The following is a 22,287-nucleotide window of genomic DNA, read 5'->3' on the forward strand; positions in this document are numbered from 1 at the left end:
TGGTCCTCCCTATTCCTACTGCTTCTTTTGCTTCTTTTTTGCTGCCTTATTCCAATTCGTCCAATCCTCTCCGGTATACAATGCCTTTCCATTTACCTTAAGCTGTTTAAGGACATTCTGGATCTCTTCTCTGCCTTTTCTGTCGGCTGCAATCCATAAAGGCTTATAATGACTCGTAATGGATGTTTTAATCGAACCTGCAGCCTCTTTCTGTGTCTTTCCTTCATCCACTTTACTTTTTACAATGGCATCTGCCATCTTTTTAAAAGGATCCAGAGATTTAGCATTTTTATTATCATACTGGCCTATTGCTGCCAGAAGATCCGAATTGCTATAGAATTTTACACTGCTACTATCCTCTGATGCACCCTGATCCGTCAGGATATCTCCATACAGGCTATCCGGTTCTGTCTGTACCTCTGCCTCCCAGTCAATCTCTTCTTTTCCTTCTAACTGTTTGATCCTGGCATCAATGGCGGATTTTACGATCTTTGTGGCATATCCCTGGGATGTGAGCTGACTTACCGCATCCTCGTAAGCTTCCAGGTCATATGATTGCTTTGCCTGGGCCGCCGCCTCTACCAGCGGATTTACAGAATCTTTGCCGATTAACTCTGATTTGATCACCGTTTTAATCTTGTTTGTTATCGTATCGTTATCAATTCCCGCTTTGTTAAGATCATCCTTGATTTTCTTCTGGAAATCCTGATCTCCGTTTCTGTGAGCCTGGATCATCATTTTTGTATACATCTCAAGATTTTCTTTGCTTCCCATGTCGTACTTTTGTTTCAGCCATGTATAATCCGCTTTGCCTCCTGCTGAATCAAAAATAGAATCAATGACAGCTCCCATGTCTCTTGTAAGACTCTTAATCGGGATTCCGGTGAGCTTGCTCGCCATCTGAGCCGTGTATACAGCTACGTACTGTGGTGTATACTTACTTGTGCCGTCTTTTAACTTCTTAATCTGATTCCAAGCGTATATCATATCCTCAAAGCCAGACAGATCCGCTCTGGTTGGCGTGTATCCGGCAATAATGGAGGGAATTTCTTTCACCCATGGGATGTTATTCAAAAGGTTCAGGTTATCGAAAATGTTTGATTTAAGGCTGTCTATGTACTTTTCCTTGCTGTTCTTATCTCGGTCATCATCTCTGAGCATATCAACCGCTGATGCAGCTATTGACGTGGCTACACCGGTAAGGACAAATACAGTTGCGGCGCGTACTGCTCTGCTCTTCGAGCCTTCTTTCTTCGTTTTTACATCTGTTGCAGCGCGGTAGAGCATATCATAAGTTTTTAGCGGTTCAGCCATGAAGCTGGTAGCCAGCTGATTGATTTCGCTCTGGCTTCTCATAATCTGAGTACGATGTAAGATTGAATCAACTACCTGTGTCTTGTCTACAACTTCGCTAAATCTCTTGCCTACCCGCTCGTAAAATTCTTCCGTGCCTTCTTTCAGATCCGGATGCTGATCCATACACTCGTATTCGCAAGCTCTCCATAGGCGATTCCAGGCCAGTTGATCGCCTTTTTCTGCCAAGATCATAGTTGCATTAACAAACCGCTGCTTTGTACTGTCGGTGTTAAACATGATATCTTTCATTTGTCGGCTGGTATCCATGCGGTAAAATCCCCAATCTTTCCATTGCGCAATAGGGGCGTATTTACATATAAGGTCCCACTGGCCTTTTCTGGTGATGGTCGTCGCGCCTCTGGCAAGATATTTAGGATTGATCTCCATACTAGCTCTTATGTAAGCTGTTGGCTGCTGGGCAGCTACACGCAGATTTCCAGCTACAGAAGCCGCTTTCATGTTTGAGACCAGTTGGCTGGCTATGCTTTTATCTTTATTTACTGTCCCGTTGATATCTGAAACCAGCTTGACGATATAATCATTTCCCTGCTTTCCAAAGGTCCTTTCTATCTCTTCTTTAATAGATGATCCAAACTCAGTCATTCCTCTGGTGTCCTTATAATTGTACACCTTATTAAGATCTGACAGTGGGATTACATAGGCATTATATGTACTCATGTTATCAACCTGGCGGCTAAACACATCAAAGATGTCCTCAATAATCAATGGATTATTCGCATATGGGGTTGTGCTCTTGGTGATTCCCATGTTCTTAATGGTTGACGCTTTATTTCCCGCATCTCCCTGCCTGGTTGCCACATAGTTTTTATCTGTGCTAATTGGGAAATAATTCTTTGCTGTGAATTTCTCATAACCATACATGTCCATGGTTACTTCATTTCCCCAGGCTGCACACTGATCTCCCATAAACTGCTGCAATCCATCCGCAAGAGCACGCTGCGCCGGTGTTAAAGTCTTTGTGATCGTTTCTACATCTGCGGCCGTAACCTTTACAGGGCGATAATTCTTCTTGATCTGTGCCGGTGTATAAGTCGTTCCTTCCAATTTGGCTTTTCCAACTACCGGCGCCTGCTTAATACCGCCGTTTCGATCATACATATGGCCTCTGGCCTGGCTTCTTTTGTTTAACTCATACAGCGACATCACCTGGGCTACTGTAAGATCAATCTCACCTCTCGATGTCTTAAAATGCTGAGTCTTGGCATTTGATCCCGTCCATTCACGCAATTCTTTAGGCTTGATTCCATACTTATCCACAATATCATCCACATATTCCTGAGCAGATCTCAATTTTTCTGTCTTTTTATCCAGTCCGTTACGCAATGCATCATAGGTGGACTTCATGTTGTCTCCCATTTTTCCAAACATGGTCTGCGGATCCAACATGTCATAATTCAACAGTTTATCTCCCATTCCCGCAGGTCCTACATACTCCACCTTATTCCGCCTCTGCTCCAGATCCCTAAACACTCCATCTGCCAGAATACTCAGTTCTCCAGATTTTTTGTTGCTCTTAAGATCATTTACTTCTGTTATAGCCTTTTTCATAGCCATAACTGTCTTTTTAAGCTCACCCATGCTATATGCATCCAAGTTATCTAATTTATCAATTCCCTTTGTTTTTTCAATTAGTTCCTGAATGCGCTGTGCAATATCTGGGTCAATATCCATGGTCATGGTATCACCAGTCTTCTGGTCCACATAAACACCGCCATTATCCAGGATCTCCTTAAATGCATCCTGGGCTGCTTTCCAGTCTTCTTTTCGCTGGGTTTTGATCTCACTATCCTCATCATTTGGAGAAAAATCAATGTTGTTCAGGAAAGCCGCTACAGATTGTCTCAGTCCCTCTGGAATATGCTTTGAATCAGTCGGTTTCAGCAACCAATTCTGTAATTTTTTTCTTTCTTTGATGATCTGTCTCTTATCTTCTCTTTTCTGCTGATTCTCCCGCAATGACTTGATCCGCTCTTTGCTCCTCTGCTGCATGGCAGCCAATTCCTGGTTCTTGCTGTTTCGCAGATCATCCATCCTTTTTTTATAATACTCCCTCTGCTCTTTTCGCTCTGCTTCCGTGAGGTTTTTATACTGTTCTGCCAGGCGTGCGCTTTCTTCAAGGTTCTGCTTTTTAATCTGTTTAAGGCTTTCATCATACTTTGATTTCAAATCATTTTTATAGTCTCTTATCTTCTGCTGATACTGCCAGCGCAATTTTTGCATCTGAGCCTCTTTTTTATCAGCAAACGTCGCACTTGGTTTTCTCACATCAAAATATGATGATAAGATGTCCTGTCCTACCATATATGCCATTTCATCCATATTGGCGGCATATGGGTTCTTAATTTGTGGAGCTGTCTGATCCAGAGCGGATGCTATCGCAACCAGCTCATCCGCCGGATGTGTCACGTCTGCCGGGAAAAGTTCCGGATACTGTCCTTGCAACTCCTGGTACAGAGAATCTATTGAGATACCATCTGCCCCCATTTTCATCTTTCCAAAGTAGCGTTTTCTAAATTCATTATATCCGCCCACAGAAGCCAAATCTGCCTTGTCCTGGTCTGTGATTGCAATCTTTGTGTCTTTAATCTGCTTTCTCAGATCCTTATAGTGTTCCGTTAGTTCTGTATCTTTCTGCACTGACTTTTCCAGAATACTTTTGCCCATGCTGGTTGCAGCTTCTGTAATAGCCTGTCCATCCACTTGGCCAGCACCACGGATATACTGATAGAGTTTAGACAGGTTTCTTTCCAATATTTCACTTGAATATTTACTGCCATATTCTTTCAGGATATTTCTTGCAACTTTTTTGATATCCTCGGTCCGCACTGCATCCTTGTCTGTCAACTTAAACTGCTGCTCCAGAAGATCATTCGCCTGTTTTAAAGCCTCATTTTGGTCTTGCAATGCCTGAATTCTACGTTCACTCATAGTATCGTCTACATCATCCAGCTGGAAACGAGTCTTGCTTTTTTCTGTACCTGGTTGTATATTGTCCTTAGTAGCAGGAGTAATGACGCTATACGTTTCGGACGTTCTGTACGGGTCAGTTTTTTCTGGCATTGTAAGCGTAGTGGATACACTCCTGCTATTTTTATTTTCCCACGCATACATTGTGTGCAGCTCAAGCATTCCTTTCTTGCTTCTAACGTATTCTACGGCAACATTTTTTCCATTAATATCCTTCTCGAATTTCAGAACTGGTTTTCTATCTTTGGAACTGGTTGTATTTTCTACCTTATCGTAGCTTGATATAATTTCCGGAAGTCTTGATAGTATCTCCGGCGTTACCGGTGTCTGCCCTCTCGATCTTTCTTTTTCTGGATTGCTATGGCTATCTTCAAACTCGCTTGTAATGGCAACATTTAAATTTTCTGTATTGACTCCTGTGTCTTTGTAAATCCGTTGCGCGAGCTCTGGACCTATTTTTCCAATATATAATCTTGCATATGGTTTTTTGTGGACATGATCGCGGTAAAAATCTGCAATATCTTGTTTTGTGTTGCATATTATGATACTGTCGTTATTTTTCCACCAGCCTTTCTCTTTCTCTCCGTATTCCTCAAATCCAAACTGATTTAATTCATACTTGCTGCTTTGCATGATGTTATCCGCTCTTTCTTTACCTGCTTTATAGTCCTTGCTGCCTTGCTCCAGACCAAGCAGCCAAGCATAGCGGGCATCTTCATACATCTGTACATCCTGTTCCAGATTCTTTGCTGCTGCACGGGTGCTGCCGGTTTTGATCAGGTTCTTGATCGAATCGATCACATCTGACAGGAAATCAATGATCTTCTGGGCTAAATTGCGATCTTTTTTTACTACCTGGTCGATAAAATCCGGATCGTTCAAGAATTTCTGTGTCGCATCTGCGGCAATCTCTTCCATTACCTGCTGACGGGTGAGGTCTTGCCCGGCATCCTTGTAGCGGTTGGTGTATGATTCTACTAAATCTTCCCAGGCTTTTCCGGTTGCCTTCATCTGTGCTTCTGTCACGATCTCCTGATACAGGCGGTAAGATTCTGGGGCCGTATCTTTAATGAAATGCGTCAGTTCGTGAGAAAGAGATCCGTTAAAATCCTCGGAGTTGATGTTTATGGTAATCTCTCCCGGTTTATATGAGGCTGTTGCATTCTCCTGTGAAAGATTGTCTACCAGATTAATCTTAAGGCCTGTTTTCTTTCCTATATGCTCCGCTACATTGCGCTGATCCTGTGTTGCATAGTCGGATACAGTGCCTAAACCGCCCTCTTTGATCTGTCCCTGCGTGTACTTAGGTTTGACCTGGTTGTCCAGGTTATAATCCTGGATACCGGCACGGTAGGCAGCTTCTATCTGCTGATCGGATAAAAGAGACATTAAGGCCGAGTGAGTAGCTGTGTCCAGATCGATCTGGTTGTAACCCGCATCATAAGCACGGCCAAATGCTTTGTTGAATGTGGATACGTCTACGGATCCATCATATGTGTTTAGCAGGGCGTCACCGCCATATTTGCCATAGTGCGACTTATACTCCGTTGATTCCTGGTCCGAGAGCTTAACATTATCCTCTGCTTCAAAGTTGCTCTGAGGGTTTCTGTGTTCGTTTTCCTGGGCGTTTATTGTATCCTGTTCAGAATTGTGTGCTGCTGTGGCCTGTGGCTGCTCCTGAGTGGCTTTGGGTGCTGCGTAAGGCTTCTCTGGTGAATCGGTCTGGTGTTCTTCTTGGATCTGGTTATCCTGGCGCTCTAGTGGGGTGGATTCATATTCCGGCTGTACGCTCTGCTCTGTCGGTCGTTTGACGTCTGAGTTCTGGATTGTCTCTTGTGCCGTAGGCTCTGCCTGGTTTTCTTGCTGGCTTCGATTGGTGTATTCCTGATTTTGAGAGGCCTGTTTCTGTGATTGAATTGCCTGTTCCTGTGGTTGAGTCGGTTGTCCCTGGGCCTGAAGTGTCTGTTCGTCCTGGCCTTTTTGTTCTTCTGCCATTCGGTTTTGCCATTCCCATAAACGCATGTCATACTCTGCTTTATCGCGATTGTTAACAAATTTGCCCTGCCTCTGCATAGCGGCATACTCTTCTGCCATACGCTGTAAACCCTGGGCCTCTTTCGCATCCGCCGGATTGGTGTAGTGGGTTTGGTCTGTATCTATCCCTTCAGAATAATCCCTATAGTCAACATCCAGATTTTTCCCATAGTTGTTGATTGCAACATTGTTCGCTATGGTAGCTGGTGCGTTCATGATTCCAGCTGTTGCCGCACCTAAGAGAAAATCTTCCCACGTCTGCGGATCTGTGAGATCTCCTGTAAGATCCAGCTCATCCCCGTAGATGAAATGTTTACGGATAGATTCTGTGAGGTCCTGTACAGCTTCCTGGGTGCCTTCTGAAAGCATATCTGAACCGTAGTTTATCACGCCTAATACAGCACGTCTTACTGCCGGGTTCTTTGCTAAGGCCGATGTGATCCCTTGCTTTGCTGCTTGTGCTACCTTGGTGTTTCCAAGTGTTTTTTTGATAAATCCGCCGCCGTACTGTGAGATTCCGCCGAGCAAAAGATTTGTAACTGTTTCATCTGCTGCGGTAAGAACTGCGTTGACCTGGGCGCCCTCTACCGGTCTGCCGTCCATGATGTCCTGCCGGTAACTTTGTCCGCCTGTTTGCGCCGCAAATATTGCACTGGATACCGCTGGACCACCCGCCCCGCCTACAATGATACTGGGGATCATGTTTCCGATTGCATTGGCCATCTTATATGTAAACCCGTCAATTGTCCCGGCATTTTCAAGCATTTTGGTCTGGGATAACTCTGATTCTGTAGGCATTGCGTTTTTGCGTGTCCCCATAGCAAAATCGGGAATTGATTTAATGCCTTCTACTGCATTCTGCATACCTGCACCAATCGACTGGGTTGTATTTACTATGGTTTTAATCGGTCCCTTGTACTGATTGTTGTGTTCGTAGTTTGCCTCTGCACCCCTCTGGTTTAATTCTCCCTGTATGGAATCCAGGTATTTTTCTGCCGTGTCTTTACCTTGGCGTTCAAAAAGATAGTCGTAAATATCGCGTTCTGAATCATTTAATAGAGCATATCTTCTTAATGGACTCTTAGCGTTATCCTGGCCGCTTGTTATATCCAGAACAGAGCTTTTACCAAATACATTCTTTCCATCTCCGAATGTATTGACATAACTTTCAACCGGGTTGCTTTCTTTTCCTCCTAATGTCAGTTTTTTGCCACCAATCGTTAGACCCTTATCCCCGAATGGCAGCTTTTTGTTATTGTACATAAAAGCATACTGATCATTCGCTTTTGCGGCATTCTCTTTTGCCTTTTTAACAGTATCCGCAAAATCTTTCTGTTGAGGAATGTCAGTATACTGAATGAATGTATCTCCGTCTTGAAATCCGACCTTATCCTTAGCTTCCTGCTGCTCTTTTTCTATCCTTTTTCTTTTGCGGTATTCCTGTAAAAGGTCGTTTTCGTACTGTGCTTCATTTAACATCCACTTTTGCTGCTTTATTTGGTTGTACTGTTTTACCGCATCAGCCATGGGGATAGAACTCTCAGCGACTTTTTCCCTGTCGCTCCGGATAAAATCTGTCATGGCTGTTGTATGCTGACTGGTTGAACTCTTGCGCAACCAGTCCTGTCTTTCTTGTCTTTTCTGCTCGTTTTGTAATTCAACAAGTTTCTCTTTATCTTTTTTAGCCTGCAGCAAGCTTCTCAAATCGCTTTTTCTTGTTTTTTGAGATTCTTCAAATGATGGTATGCCGCTTACCGTGCTATTCGATTCACTTTCATAAGTATCATCGTTGTTCTCTAAAACTTTTTTCTTTTTTAATATGCTAGATAATGAAGTCCCCAAAGTTGCCTCCTTGTTTACTTATCCGTGTCAGTTACCTGTTTCAGTATTCTTAAACCTTTATCGTAATCACCACCGGCCTGTGTGATTACTTTTTTAATCTGGCTATCAGTCAAGCTCGGGTACTGATCTGCAACATATTCAATTACCTGTGCTATGCTATAATTGGTGCGTCCATGTCCATCCTTACTTTCAATCAATCTTTTCGCATCCTCAACATACTTTGCAAGATCCGAGCTAGTGCTACTAGACTTCTTGGAGGATCCCTTTGAAGATCTACCAGACGAACCTCCGGATGCTTTTTTAGCCAGTGATGCCGCCAACTGCTGTCTCTGCAATTCCAGCTGTAATGCATCCTGCTGTTTCTGATAATCAAACTGGGTCTGCCAGTTCTGCTGTGCAAGTGCATCCTGGGTCTTCTGGTATGCGTACTGTTCCGCCCACTGCTGCGCAGAAAGGTCTGTCTGATATGCTCCAAAATCCTGGTTATATGAGCTATCATATCGTCCAGCGTAATAATTTAGATCATTGTAGTAATCATTTACACTATCTCTATACCTGCTATAATCAATGTTATCCTGGTTATTTACTGCATTCAGACGGTTATACAGCTCCTGTCCTTCATTCAGATACTGCTGATATACACGGTCATATATGTCAAATGACTTATCGTTCAGCTGGCTCAGGTAATTGTCATACGCCTGCTGTCCTGCTGCCTGTGCATAAGTGGATCCGTAACCACCTGTAGCCGCTGTTGCTGCTCCCATGGTATCCCTCATGGCTTTCTGTCCCTGCTGGATATACTGTTCCCGGTAGTTTTTATACAGATCTGAATCATATACACTATTCGTGTCAAATGACTTCCTGTTTAATATATTATCAATGATCCCATCAATTGTTCCTTGATACTTGCTATAGTATTCATCCGGCTTATTATTTTCAATTTCATCCAATCGATCAGCATAATCCGTTGTCCGTGCAGATGGCGAAAACTTTTCATAGTTATAATCCGTCAAGTATGTAGCCGCCGGATGTCCCGGTCCGGTCTTGCCATCATCGCTCACCGGTGTAATTGTTACGTTCTGATTCTGGTTGTTGGCATTACTCTGCTGCCCCGCTGCCTGTGATTTCTGAGACTGCTGCTGCAATGACTTCAACAGTGACATATTCTGCTGTGCAGTTCCGCTGTATCCAGTAATTCCATACTGAGATGCAAGGTTTTTTCTGGCTCCGTAAGAGCTGTCCATGTTACGGCTTTTCAAATAATCAACAATAGATGCAACTGCCATACTTATTCCCCTTTCTTATCTTCCGGCTGGTCCTTAGTCTCAGATTCCATTCTTTCTCCATTTTGGAGCATTCGATTGATTGTAAGCAGAATCCCTGCCTGTGTTACTCCCTCAACTTTTAACTGATTTAATGCGATCAGTGCTGTATTAATATCACTTTCTTCAAAAACAATCTTCACTAAGCTGCCTCCTTAATCTCTTTTAAAGCTTTTTCCAATTCTTTGATTTCCTTTTGCTGCGCCTTTATTGCTCCAGCAAATAATACGCTGTTGTTTCCATATGGAATTGATAAGTATTCTTCGGAATGATCTACCAAAGGAAGATTTGTTCCAAGCTTTTTCTGAAGTGCATCCAGCTCCTGGGCAATTAATCCCATTGACCTTTGATCGGAATCTTTAAACTTAAAAGTAACCGGTCTCATTCCCAAGACTAAATTTAAGGCTATTTCATCCGGAATCTCTTTGATATTTTCCTTCAATCTCCTATCTGATCTTTCATACAGTGTTTCGCATGACACATCACCAGATACCGTTACTGTATTTGCAGTCAGCGTTCCACTGACATCCGCGTTCCCTGATATTCGCATATAATTTGTATACAGAAGTCCCTGTGTAGTGATCGTGTCTGCATAGGTTATGGCATCTACACTCACTGCGCCTGAAGATGATACTTTAAACTTATCATTTATATTGATAGATCCACCATTGATCGTTCCACTAAATGAAGCCGTTCCATCTTTGTATAGCTTGAAGTTATTCGTATCAATAACTAGATATCCTGTCTTAAATGTAATAGCATCTGATGTTGCTGATATTTCTGAACACAGTTTATCTTTGCTCACTTTCAATGCAATCTGACCATTCAACACCCTGATGCTAGTTTCCGTGCTTTCTTTCAGATTGGTAAACTGGCTGATAAATCCATTCATAGTTACTTCCAATTGACTAATGGATTCATCTGTTTCCTGGTACTTAAGAAAAGAATCTTTTGCAAAATTGTCTTCCGGAGTTATATTGCTCAAGCTATATCTAAGCTGTTCATTCAACATTTGGATATAGCTATAAACTTTTTTCATATTTTGATCTTGCCCACCTAACGCAGGCATATTAAAGCTTGACATCTCTCACCTTCTTGATCTGCTCTTTTAATTTGTTTATTCTTTTCTGATTCTCCTGTATTCCTTTTGCGTACAACGCACTATAAGCCACATACGGCAGTTCTAAATATTTACCCGACCGATTTACCCCTAAAGCATTTTTTCCGTTCTCCTGTGTCAGGTAGACGTCCTGTGCAATATATCCTATCGCCCTATTGCCTGAATCTCGAAAAGAATACGATACCGGTATCAGTCCAGCAAAATCCGCTTTCTCAATATCTTTAATACATTGTTTTTTCCTTTTGTCTGACGTGTACCGCACCTTCCGGCAGTTCAGATTTTCAGACACATAAAGTTCGCTGCATGTAGCTGCTTTCCCAATAACGTTGATGTAATCATCATCATTGTAAATTTCCATATTAGCAGCCACGATAGCTTTCGCAGGATTTAAGGTAGTTGTAGTCAGAGCATCATCTATGTACACATCGCCGGAAGGAGATACTGCAAAACGATTGTTGATGTTGATAGATCCACCCGTTATATTTCCAGAAAAATATGCATTTCCAGGCTTATCTAACTTCATATTTTGGGCATCGATAATCAGGTGTCCGCTAGTTAGTCGGATATATTCTCCATACATCTCCATTCTGGTAAGCATTTCATGGACAACGTTCCCTGTTGCTACCAACAACTGAATACTTTCCGAAGACTGGGATAACTTAGTCTGTACAGATGAAGCATAATCATCATATTCAATGTTCAGCGCATCCGTTGAAAACTGGATTTTTCTTACTTTGTTGTTTCTATCCGTAATAGAATTTAAAACATCATTTGAAATGTTATCTTCCAGGCTCAAATTTGAAATCGTATATTTGAGATCCTCACTAAACCGGTATAACTGCCGTACAACTTTTCCTATGTCTGTTTCATTTTTCTGAATAATCATGGGTTTAAATACTGCCATGAATATCACTCCCATATCCTATATATTTACTCATAGCAATCAAAACTGCCGGTCCTTTTCCTTCCAGACGGAACCGGTATCTCTGGCATCTGGCTGGGGTTATATTAAGCACCTGCGTTCTATATCCCTGAGAAGTAAAAGAAATTTTCTTTTCAAACTCTGGTTCACTGTCGCATTTTATAAATACGTCCACTTCACTTCCCGGATCCAGTTTCAAGTTAAAAAGCAGTCTTTTTAAGAACTTATACTCCACACTTTCATCCAACTGGTCTCCGCTCTCTAGCATCCACTCTATCTGCTCATCCCTTGAACCGCTGATTGTAAAAAGTTTTCCTGTGGAATCAACACAGTATAGCTGTCCTTCTCCGTATGCCATAAACAAAGCCTGCATATCATCTTCTTTGTGCCACATACCCTTTTTTAAATCATACACATAGATATTCCACTGCCCTGATACATCCTGTAACGATGCATAGTATTTTCCGTTATGCTGACCAGCCACACCGCCCTGAAACCGTACCTCTGCCAGTGCATCCGATACAGATTCCGGATACGCTCCGTCAAAACTGCATACATTGCTCCTGGACACATACAATAATGTTTCATTTACAACACATGCTGTCTTCTCACACCCTTTTGCAACACCTCTGACCGGGAATGATGTATTGATCTGAAAATTACTTGGTTTATCTCCATAAACCTTATGGATCGTATCTTCCTTGAAAAACAGCACATATCCCATATGAGACAGGCAGCCTGTAAAATCTCCATCTGATCCAACTGTAGCCGCATACGAATCTGTACTGATCCCTTCAAACGCATTCCAGTTTGTTGGATCTCCCAGCTTGCTTGCATATACCTCATGATTTGCGCTGGAGCAGCCCCACAAGCGGTTGCCATTCTCACAAATATAATCCATATCCGGTACTTTTCTGGTAAGCTTTAGCCCAGATTCCTGAGTAAAGCTGGATGATAGATCACCTATGATCACAATGTAGTCATCTGCTTTTTCCTGAATCACCGTAGTCTTGTTAAAGCTACTGTTTGTACAACCGGATATTTCCACACCGTCAAACTGATTAAATTGCTTTCCGATTCCGGTACAACTAATCTTTACCATGGTACTTCCGGTTGTCGTCTGTGCAAATGTTGCTGTTGCAGCCTGGCTCCAGGAAGCCTCTAATGCTGTCTTTTCTCCAGTGGATGTGTTATACATAATTTTATCCGGGAATACCACAATATAGGCTCCCAAACTCACCAGCTGCTTATCTGTATCCTGGACTGTTGCAATTTCTTTATCTTTGTAATACAGCTTTGTCCCATCCACATAGGCCAAACCATTTTTATAAATGATCCCATGAGGTTTTGATAAACTTTTCAGGATTTCTCCTCTTGGCTTTCTGACCGCTATCGCCGGGAAAACATCTGAAGACATGTTTTTCATGTCCGAAAACTCATTTTCTCCAATTACAAGACCTTTGTTCAGTCCCCCAAATGATCCTATCTGTTTGCTGTCCCCTCTCGGTGTCATTGTCAGCATTGGTAATCGTCCCATTAAAGCTCCTCCTTAAAATTTGGAAAATAACGGTGCTTTTTTTGCCCGATTGCAGCGCCTGAACCATGCAGCATATGCATCATAAGCGGAGTTGTACATTACAACGTCATTGTTATAGCGTTCAGTTTCTTCATTGTGATAATCAATCTTTGAAAGCATATAATTAACATAGACATCCTTGAACCGATCCGGAATACTTAATTTTTTATCCTGGTCTTTTTCATATTCCATTGGAATAAATTCCAGATTATATCCTTCCGCCCGGTTGATTACTTCTTCAATGACCTGTCCCTCAATTTCATTGATCCATCCCATGATCATGTCTGTACCATACTGCTGCCCTCTTAAAGATGTGATATCACTAATCAAATCGTTTACTGTCATATAAGCACCTACTCTTTCAGTCCCGGCCAGGTAAGCGCTCCATCCTGGTCAGGGGTTAAAGTTACCGGGTCTGTAACCATAGCTCCATCTTCATTCAGCACGTACCATTTCCCATCAATAGTTTGCTGACCGGTCAGCATAGCTCCATCCGCGCCAAGGTAATACCATTTATCTTTGTATTTATACCAGGTATTCTTGACCATTCTTCCTGCACCATCAAACCAGTACCATTTATCATCGTACCAATACCAGTCATTTCTTACAGGCTCCCCGTTTCCGAGGTAATACTTCCAATCTCCATCCTCTTGCTGCCATCCTTTTTTCTTTTGTTCGCTTATTGGAGTTAAAAATAGCTTCTGTTCTGCCTGTCTTCTTCTGGTCAGGCCAGCCAAAATCTTACCACCACCGCGGTTATATGCCAGGATCTTTTCTGATATCTCAGCCCGCGATCTGGTTCCTTTTGCTGTCAACTGATCTATAGATCCTACATTGTATGCAAATGATACCAGGGCATCAAATTCATTTTGATTCCACATGTATTTCGTTCCATATTTGTCTACATTGCGCTCATATGGTCCCATATCATCCGTCAACATCTTATCTGCCTCTGCCTGTGTAATCCTCTGACCTGCTTTTACATTTCCTGTGTGTCCCCAACCAATGGTCCATACTCCTGCCGGGCACTTATAAGCTTCTAATCTGCATCCTTCAAAGCTTCTTATCAGTTTCAAACCATTCTCTGAAATTTTCATGTGTACCTCCTATTAAAAAAGGCTTAGGATATCCTAAGCCTAAAGATGTGTCACTCCAATTTTGTTTTGTCTTCGACCTGACCTTTAATTGCTTTTGCAAGCGGCATCAGGAACGGAGGCATAGCAACACCAATATCAAGTAAATTCTCTAGGATGGATATGATCTCATTGCAAATAAGCCAAACAGCTACTACGGTAGCAATCACAAACGGTATTTTTATGTCCAACCCTATATATTGTCCTGCATATATGATCATCCTATCCATGAGCCATCCTACACCGATCAGGATCCACATTCCGATTTTTTTACAAATGCCTCGAATCCCCTTGTAGCTTGTCACATGTTCCTGACGATACTTCGATGCAACTATTCCGGTTATATAATCAGTAAAATTCAGTGCTACGAGAGCAAACACCGGTACTGCCAATACTCCAAGATAGGCAAATGCTGCACTCATTATAGTGATAAATATTGCTTTAAATCTTTCCAACTTCATTTACCTCACTCACTTTTCTCTGGATTTTCCTTTAACCACTTTTCTGTTACTTTTTTCCAGAGTTTTGGCACCTGCTCCAGTGTCATTTCTCCAGATCTGATTTTTAATCCATAATACCTGCCCATTATGATGTCACTCCTTCCTGGTCTGCCATAGCACTCATTACTGCTCCCATATCTCCAATAGCTCCGTCATGGACTGCTAATGTTTCGGTATTAGCGGAAACCTGTGCTTTCAGTTTTTCGATATCTGTCAGCTCACGAATACCAAATGTTGCCATGATCTTTCCATCTTCGGTTTTGTCCAAAGTAAACGCCGGTGACATCAGACACATATCTTTGTATGCACCTACGGTCAAGCCTTCACCATTCAGGATCCGCACCTCAGACATGTTCTCATCTGTGCATCTCTTCCAAAACTGATCTACTGCTGTCATATCTTCGAATACAGCTTTCATGTTTTCAAGACTGGCAGCTGCTTCCAGTTCAACAGCTGTTTCATTTTTTAAAACAATTTTGTCTTTGTTCATTTTTTCTCCTTTAACTTACGCTTCGTAAATCACATCTAACCCATAAGCTACTGCTGCATCATGCTCAATCCGGCACCCTCTGGCATTTTCCCAACCCTTGCAGAAATAAGCTGCATGACAAAGTGACATATTTTCCAGACTTTTAGCAAGAAAGCAAAGAGGAATCTGTACCACTCCACGTTCTTTCATCTTTTCATTGCTGTACCATTCATCAGTAAACAAGGTGTTTACAATTTCATAGCCTTTGGCTTCCAGGACCTTGATTGCCTGTTCCCTAGTTGCAATAATCTCTTCATCTGTTTTTCCAGCCATTGGCTGACTAAGCATTGCTTTCTTCATAATTTTTCTCTCTCCTTACATTTTGTAACAAATATTTTCCCATTTTTTATAAGCATCCATATAAAGTTCATCTTTGTCCCCATTATATGTAAACTCATAATACATTCCATCCGGAGCGGTAGTGCTTAATAATGCTTTGTGGTTCTGTAATGTCTTGCAGCACCAAACCACATACACATCATCTACTGTGATTTTTTTCTTATCTGTCTTATCCATGTGCTCATTGGTATAAGCACATACCTTTTCTTTACAAATGCGAATAAATTCAGCATTGCTCATATTTATTCACCTTTCCTTTCTTTTTCTGGTTTGCTTACATAGTAATTTAGAAACTCTTGGAACAAACAAACTCAACACAGATAATCATATTTCCAAAGTAGTCTTGAATGCTAATAATAATGGAGTAACGTTTACGATTGATGGCGTTCCTTATACTTCACCGATAATGGTTGCGGGAAAGAGCATTACTAGAATGGAAATTGATACAACATTATCTAAATTAACCCTTGTTTTCTTTTATGATGGACAAATCATAAAACGGTATGTATCCTTGTCAGCATCTTAATTTATCAGTTGCAAAGACTTGTATTCCAATAGCAAACAATCTTTTTGTAGATTAAGCCGTACCAAAAATTATCATAGTTACCCATTTTTTTCCGGAAAATGTAGAACCAGCTGTTACAATTTTTAAATTATTTCCGTCTTTTACTGCTGTAAAATTGTAAACACTGCTATCTTCAACTTTTGTTTGACATATACCGCTAGCATATGTAGGAATGTTTCCAAAAATAGATTGAAGTGTCTTAGTTGCTACTCCATTTGTAAAGGTAAACTCTTCGATAATTAAAACAATCGTTGTAGTCTTAACTTTTATTTTAAAATATCCCGAATCTAAATTACTATTTTGAGCGGTGATCTGATCCTGCAAGGACTTTCCCATACGTGCATCCAGTGCATAGCCTTCTTCCGTTGTTAATGCATTGTTTACCACATTGCTTCTTAATAACAGCTGATTTAGCACCTTATCCGCTATCACATCGATCAACGCCTGGACCGTACTTGTCGCATTTTCCTTACCTAATAATCCTAAAAGATCCACAGCTGATACAGACGATGCTTTTCCGTCAAATCCGCCTAGCCCCTGTATCAGCCCTTTTACCACATTTGCATCAGATGCTGCTGCGGATGCACTACTACTAGCCTCTGATGCTTTTTGGGTAGCTGTCTGAGCTGCACTACTGGCTGCCTCTGCGCTTCCAGCTGCCTCCTCTGCACTGGTGCTGGCTGCACTTTGGGCTGCGGTCGCTGTCTGTGCCGCACTACTGGCTGTTTCTGCGCTTCCGGATGCCGCCTCTGCACTGTCACTGGCTGCATTCTGTGCTGTGGTCGCTGTCTGTGCCGCACTACTGGCTGTTCCAGCACTTCCGGATGCTGCCTTTGCACTGGCACTGGCTGCACTGGCAGCTTCTGTTGCTGTCTGTGCTGCGCTACCAGCTGTTCCAGCACTTCCGGCCGCTGCCTTTGCACTGGCACTGGCTGCACTCTGCGCTGCGGTCGCTGTCTTAGCCGCTTCTACCGCAGCTTCACCCTGCTTCTGCCACTCTGCTTCATTTTTCAGCCTGGCTGATTCATTTTCCTGGCGGATCTTTTCTGCTTCCACCCTGCTGCTTTCCGCAGCATCCATTGATTCAGTCTTCTGGTCAATCCGTTTTTCCAGTTTTTCCAGTTCAGAAAGCGCCGTTTGTGCACCATCTGGCGTGTTTATAGTCTTTCCAACATACAAAAACCCCTGATTCGTTGCCCACTTTATGGTTCCAAAATCATCAGATCCACGAAGAGCGATCCATACCGTGCCTATCTGCTGTACACTTGCAGCACTCACGGTCCATGTCAATATCACATGCTCATCTGTTATTTCTTTTTCAAGTACATCAGTATCCTTAGTTTCCTTTCCGTATCTCAGATCAATACGAAAATCCAGGTTAGATATGTCAATACCGCCTACAGTGAGGCGGTTGATCTTAAACTGTCTGGTTTCTGAATTGTTATCGAACTGTGTCCCTATCTGTCTTTCTGCTACCGGGATCACCAATTCTCTTCCCCGTACAGTTATCATATCTTCCGCCCCCTTTCAGTTACTCCTTGTATCTTGCGCTTTCTTCAATCTCAATCGCATATTCACGCTGAGCTTCTGCATTTTCCAGAACCTCTACAACAGATTCCGGAAGTTCTGTTGGTACTCCACGCTTAATCAGATAAGACTTTCCGTTTACTGCAACAAAAACATCTGCACGATCCTTATCTGCACTTCCCAACGGGATCTTGAATCTGATCAGCTTCTCTCCCTTTTTCTGTGGCTCTGCATCCTGCTTTACTACTGCATCCTCTACCGCAGCCTGTTCTACTACTGCATCCTCTACCTTTGCAGTTCTTCCCATGTTTTTAAACCTCCTTAGTTCGCTTCTCCATCGCTAAATGTAGATGCTGTCTCAATACGGATCATATAAGCCTCTGTTAAGATTTCAGTTACTTTGAGCGCCTTCCAGCCCACAGTAGCTCTCTGATCCAGCGGATCACCTGTTCCGGCACTTCCCAGCTGTTTAATAATGGTCTTTAAACCACCACCTTCAATCTTGGTAGTCGCATATGCATTTGCACCAAAGATTAAAGTTCCATACACATCAATCTTTGTAGTGTCAGATGTGCTTTTTGCAGCTCCAGCCTTAGCCCAAATTTTAGCTTCAGTGGTTTCAACAAATCTAGCGCCCTCAATCTCTCCAATCTCCCCGTTATAAATTCTTTCTGGATTTTTGTACTTAACCGCATCGATCCAGCGCGCATCTTCTGTAAGATCGTAGGAGCAGTCTGGATGTACGATTCCGTAGTAATATCCGTTAATTTTCTTTGCGTTCTGCTTTTTGAGGAATCGAACTGCCTTTTTAACAGCCTTAACTGTCAGTTTCATTTCAGGAGTTAAAGCCGCTCTGGAGGTAACCTGCCCCTCTGCATACTGCACATTAGTTCCAGCTGCCAGTACTTCTCTCGAAATTGTATCCAGGGTTCTGCCTGCCTGAGATCCAATTAAGGTGGTTGCTTCAACAATGTTATTATCGATCGCTGTTAAGATCAGTAAATCTGACAGCTCAATGAAATCACCATACTGCTTTACCGTTGCCTCGATCTTGGTAACGTTCATCTCTTTACCGGTCGGTGTTACGCCTTCGGTCAATGGTGTCATTGCTTTCGGCAGCTGATCATACTTACGGAACTCAATGGTCTTACCACCATTTTTTGGAATGTTTCTTGTCTGTGCCCACTGATCATGCACAAGTTCCGGTTCTGCATTCTCGATCAGATTGCGATCATAAAATGTCTTCATTTCTACAGACATACCCGATGCTGTAGTTGTATTCGCCGGTGCGTCAAATAATCTAAGATTCATGTAAATAATAGTCTTTTTCATGCTTTTTCCTTTCTACATCGTAATGGTCTCCCCTCTGGCTGCGCGCTCCATGACTTTGCGGAACTCTTCATGTGATAAATCCCATGCACTCACTTTCGTTCCATTTGCGCTACCGGCACCCACACCATTTTCGGACGGTCTGCCATTGCCAGATCGGATTGAATCCGCAACTTTTTTCTTCGTATCTCTCTCTGTCTGGGCCATTAACCCTTGTGTAATCTCGTTAAAATGAACTGCTTTATAGGCGTTTTCGACTTCCACTCCGGCACCCAACAGCCTGGTAAAAGTCTCATTCTCACATTCTTTTGCCATATCAAATTCTGGGAAATGCTGCTTACAAAGCTCAGCCTCTCGGTCCCATCTGGCATAGATATCATCCCTCTGCCTAATCTGCTGCGCTCTCTGGGCGCTTTCAACCAGCTGTCTATTCTGAGCCTCTGTCTTTCTCATTCTTTTCAGCTGTTCAACAGTCATGTTTTCTTTAAGAGCCTGCTCTTCCCAGAAAGATTCATCATTGTCGATGGCTTCCATGATCTTTGCTACATTTCCGTCTTCGATTCCGTATCTTTCAGACAGCAATGACATCAAAGGCGTATATGAATCAAGCTGTTCATGCAGCCGTTGCTCATCCTTAAATCTTCGGTCGATATGGCTTTTTACGTCTTTACCATACAGATCACGATACTTTTCCTTGAATTTTTCATAACCTGCCTGCCGCTCTTCCGGTGTTTCTTCCAGTTCCTGGCCTTCCTCTGCCCCAGCGCTTCCAGTGGTGTTCTGGACATTTTCTCCCGTTTGGTCTGCTGCTGGTGCTGCCGCACCGGCTCCACCGCCTTCACCTTCAAAAAGTCTTAAGTTCATTTCGATGATTCTCTTCATTTTGCTCCTCTCAGCAGTCTTTCCTGCGTGTCCAAAATTCAGCGGTCTTTCCCGCGCGTTCTGTTTTCATGGTATCACATTCATTTTTTCTTCTCTACCACCCCAGATTTTGCGTTCATATGGACAAATTCCGGGTAAGATTTGCTTAATGTTTCATACCCTCTCTGTATGGTATAAACCATCGCGTTCAAACGCTTCTGTGCTTTCTTCTTGACCAATACACGAATGTCTATCAATCCCTCTTTGATCTGCAAGTCCTGTATCACTACTGCTTTCTCTTCTCCCAGGTCGATCATACACTGCGCTGCCGTCTGTCCAATGGCAGATACTGCAGCACAAACAATATCATGTCCTTCCGGAAGTCCCATAGCGCATCCGTATCCGGCATGACCTTCCACCTTCAAACGGAAGTATCCTGGCACGTTTTCAAATGTAATCTCTGTCACTGGTTTACCTCCGTTGCTGTAGCTGCCTTTTCCCTGGCCTTTCCTGCCTGGCTGGTATCTGTATTCACTGCCTGTCCTAAAGAATTTGTCTTTATGCTATTTCCCTGGTTTACATTCACATCTGTCATAGCCATCTGGTTGTTTCCAATCAATCCATTAACAGCCTGGATCAGATCCGGTCTATTTGTCATTTCAGCAACCATCGGTGCAAGCTGCGCTAATATCTGCTGCAACTGCTGGATCTCCTGATACATGGTGCCATTCTCTGATATCTTTTTAATCACTTCTTCTCTACGATCAAAATCCATCATAGATACTACCGCAAGGGCCTGATCCGCAAGCTGAGGATTAAACAGTCCCATACCAAAGAGTTCTTTTGCCAGTTCGTTGTTTGCGATCCTGCTATACGGGCTTGCCTTCTGTGCTGATATTTTGACATCAAACACTGGTCTTCTGGTCAATATTTCCCCGTCCATCATTGTTGCTGTCTGTTCCTGTAATTCGCTCTTATCCATCATCACATACTGTGCATCACCATTCGACTGAGTGATCCGATAGCAACGAGGCAGATCATAAAACTGCCTGATAAGCTCAATAATCAGTGTCACAACCTCTGCATGTGCGGTGTAGCTAGTTTTGATCATATCCCGGCTCAGTTTACTTCCTGCTTCCTGCAATGCTGCGATAGCTGAAGCCGCAGTTACTCCCGATGCTGTGGATCCCTGAGAAAAATCCCGGTTTCCGCTTGTTTCTTTCAGCTCATCCACTTTGAGTGTTCGCATGTTGATAACATATTCCGGTAGCTGTGGCGGCTGGATCTGCTTAATTTTGGTTTCGTCCATTGTTCCAGATACTTCCACCAAATCTTTGCTTAAATCAGCAAAATCCTCTGCATTTACATTTGATCCTGACGATACAAAATATCTCGGTTTGCTCAAATTTGCAGACTTGAGTATCACCGAATCCAGCTTGTCTATATATTCCTGGGGATTTACCATTACATCCAGGTATCCAAACCCTGCTGGAGAACCTTTTTCCGGGAACATTACATCAAATACAAACGGATATTTCCCATGCTCATACCATCCATTAGTGCATGTTTCATCATCCTCAGATGCATACAACACAATTCCCGGAATAAATTTGCAGTAGTGCAGCACCGTCTTAACTCCGCCAGTTGCAAGCAGTATTCTTTTTTTGTAGTACCAGTCAATGACCTGCACCTTGTTGCTTGTATCGATGTTCTCATCATAGATATACTCTGACTTTATCAGTTCGCCTGTGCCTACTGTTTTATCTTCGAGTTCTGGATATGCTTCTTTTAGCTCATCCAGGTCCATAAGTTCTGTTGTAAACACATCCTTTGATCGCTGTATGTCCTTTATACCAGGCTCCCAGTAGATATTCATGATATCCTGGCATTTTACATCAACGTCTCCTAAGCCGTTTTCTTTTTCTTTGTTCCAAAAGACCCCGTAAATGGCTGTCCCAGTTTTGGGCTTATCCCAAGAGCAGTCATTGTATACTTGCTCAAAATTATTCTGATCCAGTATAACCGGCACCACCTGAGAAAGGATTTTTGCTGTATCCTCATCTGACTGTTCTCTGGGAAGAATAGCCGGGCATGGATAATTGTCCATAAAATCCGCATGTTTATTAATCAGGCTGTTAAAAAGCCATGCGCTCACTGGCTGGGGATCATTTGCGTTGCGAAATTCACTGTTAAAGCGCTGCCAGTGGTTATTCTTCCACCATTCCTCTGCACCTACAATTCTTGTTTCTAATGCTGCTTTTCCCTCTTTATACTTCTGCAACCTGGCATAAGCATCATCTACTTCTTTTTTACCAATTTTCTTTTTTACAAGTTCTTCGTCCAT

At 42.6% G+C, this 22,287-nt stretch carries 18 protein-coding genes; all 18 read right to left on the bottom strand.

What is annotated here, in order from left to right; genetic code table 11:
• Positions 1 to 15: 15 nt before the first annotated feature.
• The 18 genes from DW251_RS11815 to DW251_RS11895 all read right to left on the bottom strand — a co-directional run bounded on the left by DW251_RS11815 (position 16) and on the right by DW251_RS11895 (position 22,287).
• Positions 16 to 7,959: a hypothetical protein gene (locus tag DW251_RS11815; protein WP_147352230.1), complete on the bottom strand. Its 7,944-nt coding sequence runs from the start codon at positions 7,957 to 7,959 to the stop codon at positions 16 to 18.
• 275 nt (positions 7,960 to 8,234) lie between these two features.
• Positions 8,235 to 9,506 carry a DUF3597 family protein gene (locus DW251_RS11820; RefSeq protein WP_118301247.1) on the bottom strand — a complete coding sequence of 424 codons (1,272 nt, stop codon included), beginning with the start codon at positions 9,504 to 9,506 and terminating at the stop codon, positions 8,235 to 8,237.
• 2 nt (positions 9,507 to 9,508) lie between these two features.
• Positions 9,509 to 9,685 (bottom strand): hypothetical protein, encoded by a 177-nt coding sequence (locus tag DW251_RS17975; RefSeq protein WP_178440093.1) that lies wholly within the window; start codon positions 9,683 to 9,685, stop codon positions 9,509 to 9,511.
• A complete protein-coding gene (locus DW251_RS11825; RefSeq protein ID WP_118301248.1) occupies positions 9,685 to 10,626 on the bottom strand; it encodes a tail fiber domain-containing protein in 942 nt (313 codons plus the stop codon). Before DW251_RS11825 ends, DW251_RS17975 begins: the two co-directional genes overlap by 1 nt.
• On the bottom strand, positions 10,613 to 11,566 hold the full coding sequence (locus DW251_RS11830) for a tail fiber domain-containing protein (protein ID WP_118301249.1): 954 nt from the start codon (positions 11,564 to 11,566) through the stop codon (positions 10,613 to 10,615). The genes DW251_RS11825 and DW251_RS11830 overlap by 14 nt, the downstream gene beginning before the upstream one ends.
• Positions 11,553 to 13,121 (bottom strand): hypothetical protein, encoded by a 1,569-nt coding sequence (locus DW251_RS11835; protein ID WP_118301250.1) that lies wholly within the window; start codon positions 13,119 to 13,121, stop codon positions 11,553 to 11,555. Before DW251_RS11835 ends, DW251_RS11830 begins: the two co-directional genes overlap by 14 nt.
• A gap of 12 nt (positions 13,122 to 13,133) precedes the next feature.
• On the bottom strand, positions 13,134 to 13,505 hold the full coding sequence (locus tag DW251_RS11840) for a hypothetical protein (RefSeq protein WP_118301251.1): 372 nt from the start codon (positions 13,503 to 13,505) through the stop codon (positions 13,134 to 13,136).
• Positions 13,506 to 13,513: 8 nt separating this feature from the next.
• Complete coding sequence (locus DW251_RS18340; protein ID WP_243034941.1) at positions 13,514 to 14,257, bottom strand: glycoside hydrolase family protein; 744 nt, start codon at positions 14,255 to 14,257, stop codon at positions 13,514 to 13,516.
• 50 nt (positions 14,258 to 14,307) lie between these two features.
• Positions 14,308 to 14,754: a phage holin family protein gene (locus DW251_RS11850; protein WP_334304588.1), complete on the bottom strand. Its 447-nt coding sequence runs from the start codon at positions 14,752 to 14,754 to the stop codon at positions 14,308 to 14,310.
• A 124-nt stretch (positions 14,755 to 14,878) separates the two neighbouring features.
• Entirely contained in the window at positions 14,879 to 15,283 is a 405-nt protein-coding gene (locus DW251_RS11855; protein WP_118301252.1) for a hypothetical protein, read from the bottom strand.
• 15 nt (positions 15,284 to 15,298) lie between these two features.
• A complete protein-coding gene (locus DW251_RS11860) occupies positions 15,299 to 15,622 on the bottom strand; it encodes a DUF4406 domain-containing protein (RefSeq protein ID WP_118301253.1) in 324 nt (107 codons plus the stop codon).
• 15 nt (positions 15,623 to 15,637) lie between these two features.
• Complete coding sequence (locus tag DW251_RS11865) at positions 15,638 to 15,901, bottom strand: DUF6275 family protein (protein ID WP_118301254.1); 264 nt, start codon at positions 15,899 to 15,901, stop codon at positions 15,638 to 15,640.
• 337 nt (positions 15,902 to 16,238) lie between these two features.
• The gene (locus DW251_RS11870; RefSeq protein ID WP_118301255.1) at positions 16,239 to 17,738 is read right to left on the bottom strand and encodes a hypothetical protein; all 1,500 of its coding nucleotides are present in this window, start codon (positions 17,736 to 17,738) and stop codon (positions 16,239 to 16,241) included.
• 19 nt (positions 17,739 to 17,757) lie between these two features.
• Entirely contained in the window at positions 17,758 to 18,060 is a 303-nt protein-coding gene (locus DW251_RS11875; RefSeq protein WP_243034942.1) for a hypothetical protein, read from the bottom strand.
• A gap of 14 nt (positions 18,061 to 18,074) precedes the next feature.
• On the bottom strand, positions 18,075 to 19,085 hold the full coding sequence (locus DW251_RS11880; RefSeq protein WP_118301256.1) for a N4-gp56 family major capsid protein: 1,011 nt from the start codon (positions 19,083 to 19,085) through the stop codon (positions 18,075 to 18,077).
• 12 nt (positions 19,086 to 19,097) lie between these two features.
• Positions 19,098 to 19,964 carry a hypothetical protein gene (locus DW251_RS11885; RefSeq protein WP_147352231.1) on the bottom strand — a complete coding sequence of 289 codons (867 nt, stop codon included), beginning with the start codon at positions 19,962 to 19,964 and terminating at the stop codon, positions 19,098 to 19,100.
• Between the two features lie 80 nt (positions 19,965 to 20,044).
• Positions 20,045 to 20,410, bottom strand: coding sequence for a ribosomal-processing cysteine protease Prp (locus DW251_RS11890; RefSeq protein WP_118301258.1), 366 nt, complete (start codon positions 20,408 to 20,410; stop codon positions 20,045 to 20,047).
• Positions 20,407 to 22,287, bottom strand: coding sequence for a hypothetical protein (locus DW251_RS11895; protein WP_118301259.1), 1,881 nt, complete (start codon positions 22,285 to 22,287; stop codon positions 20,407 to 20,409). The genes DW251_RS11890 and DW251_RS11895 overlap by 4 nt, the downstream gene beginning before the upstream one ends.

Origin of the sequence: Clostridium sp. AM22-11AC, assembly GCF_003473545.1 — a bacterium.
GTDB lineage: Bacteria > Bacillota > Clostridia > Lachnospirales > Lachnospiraceae > Enterocloster.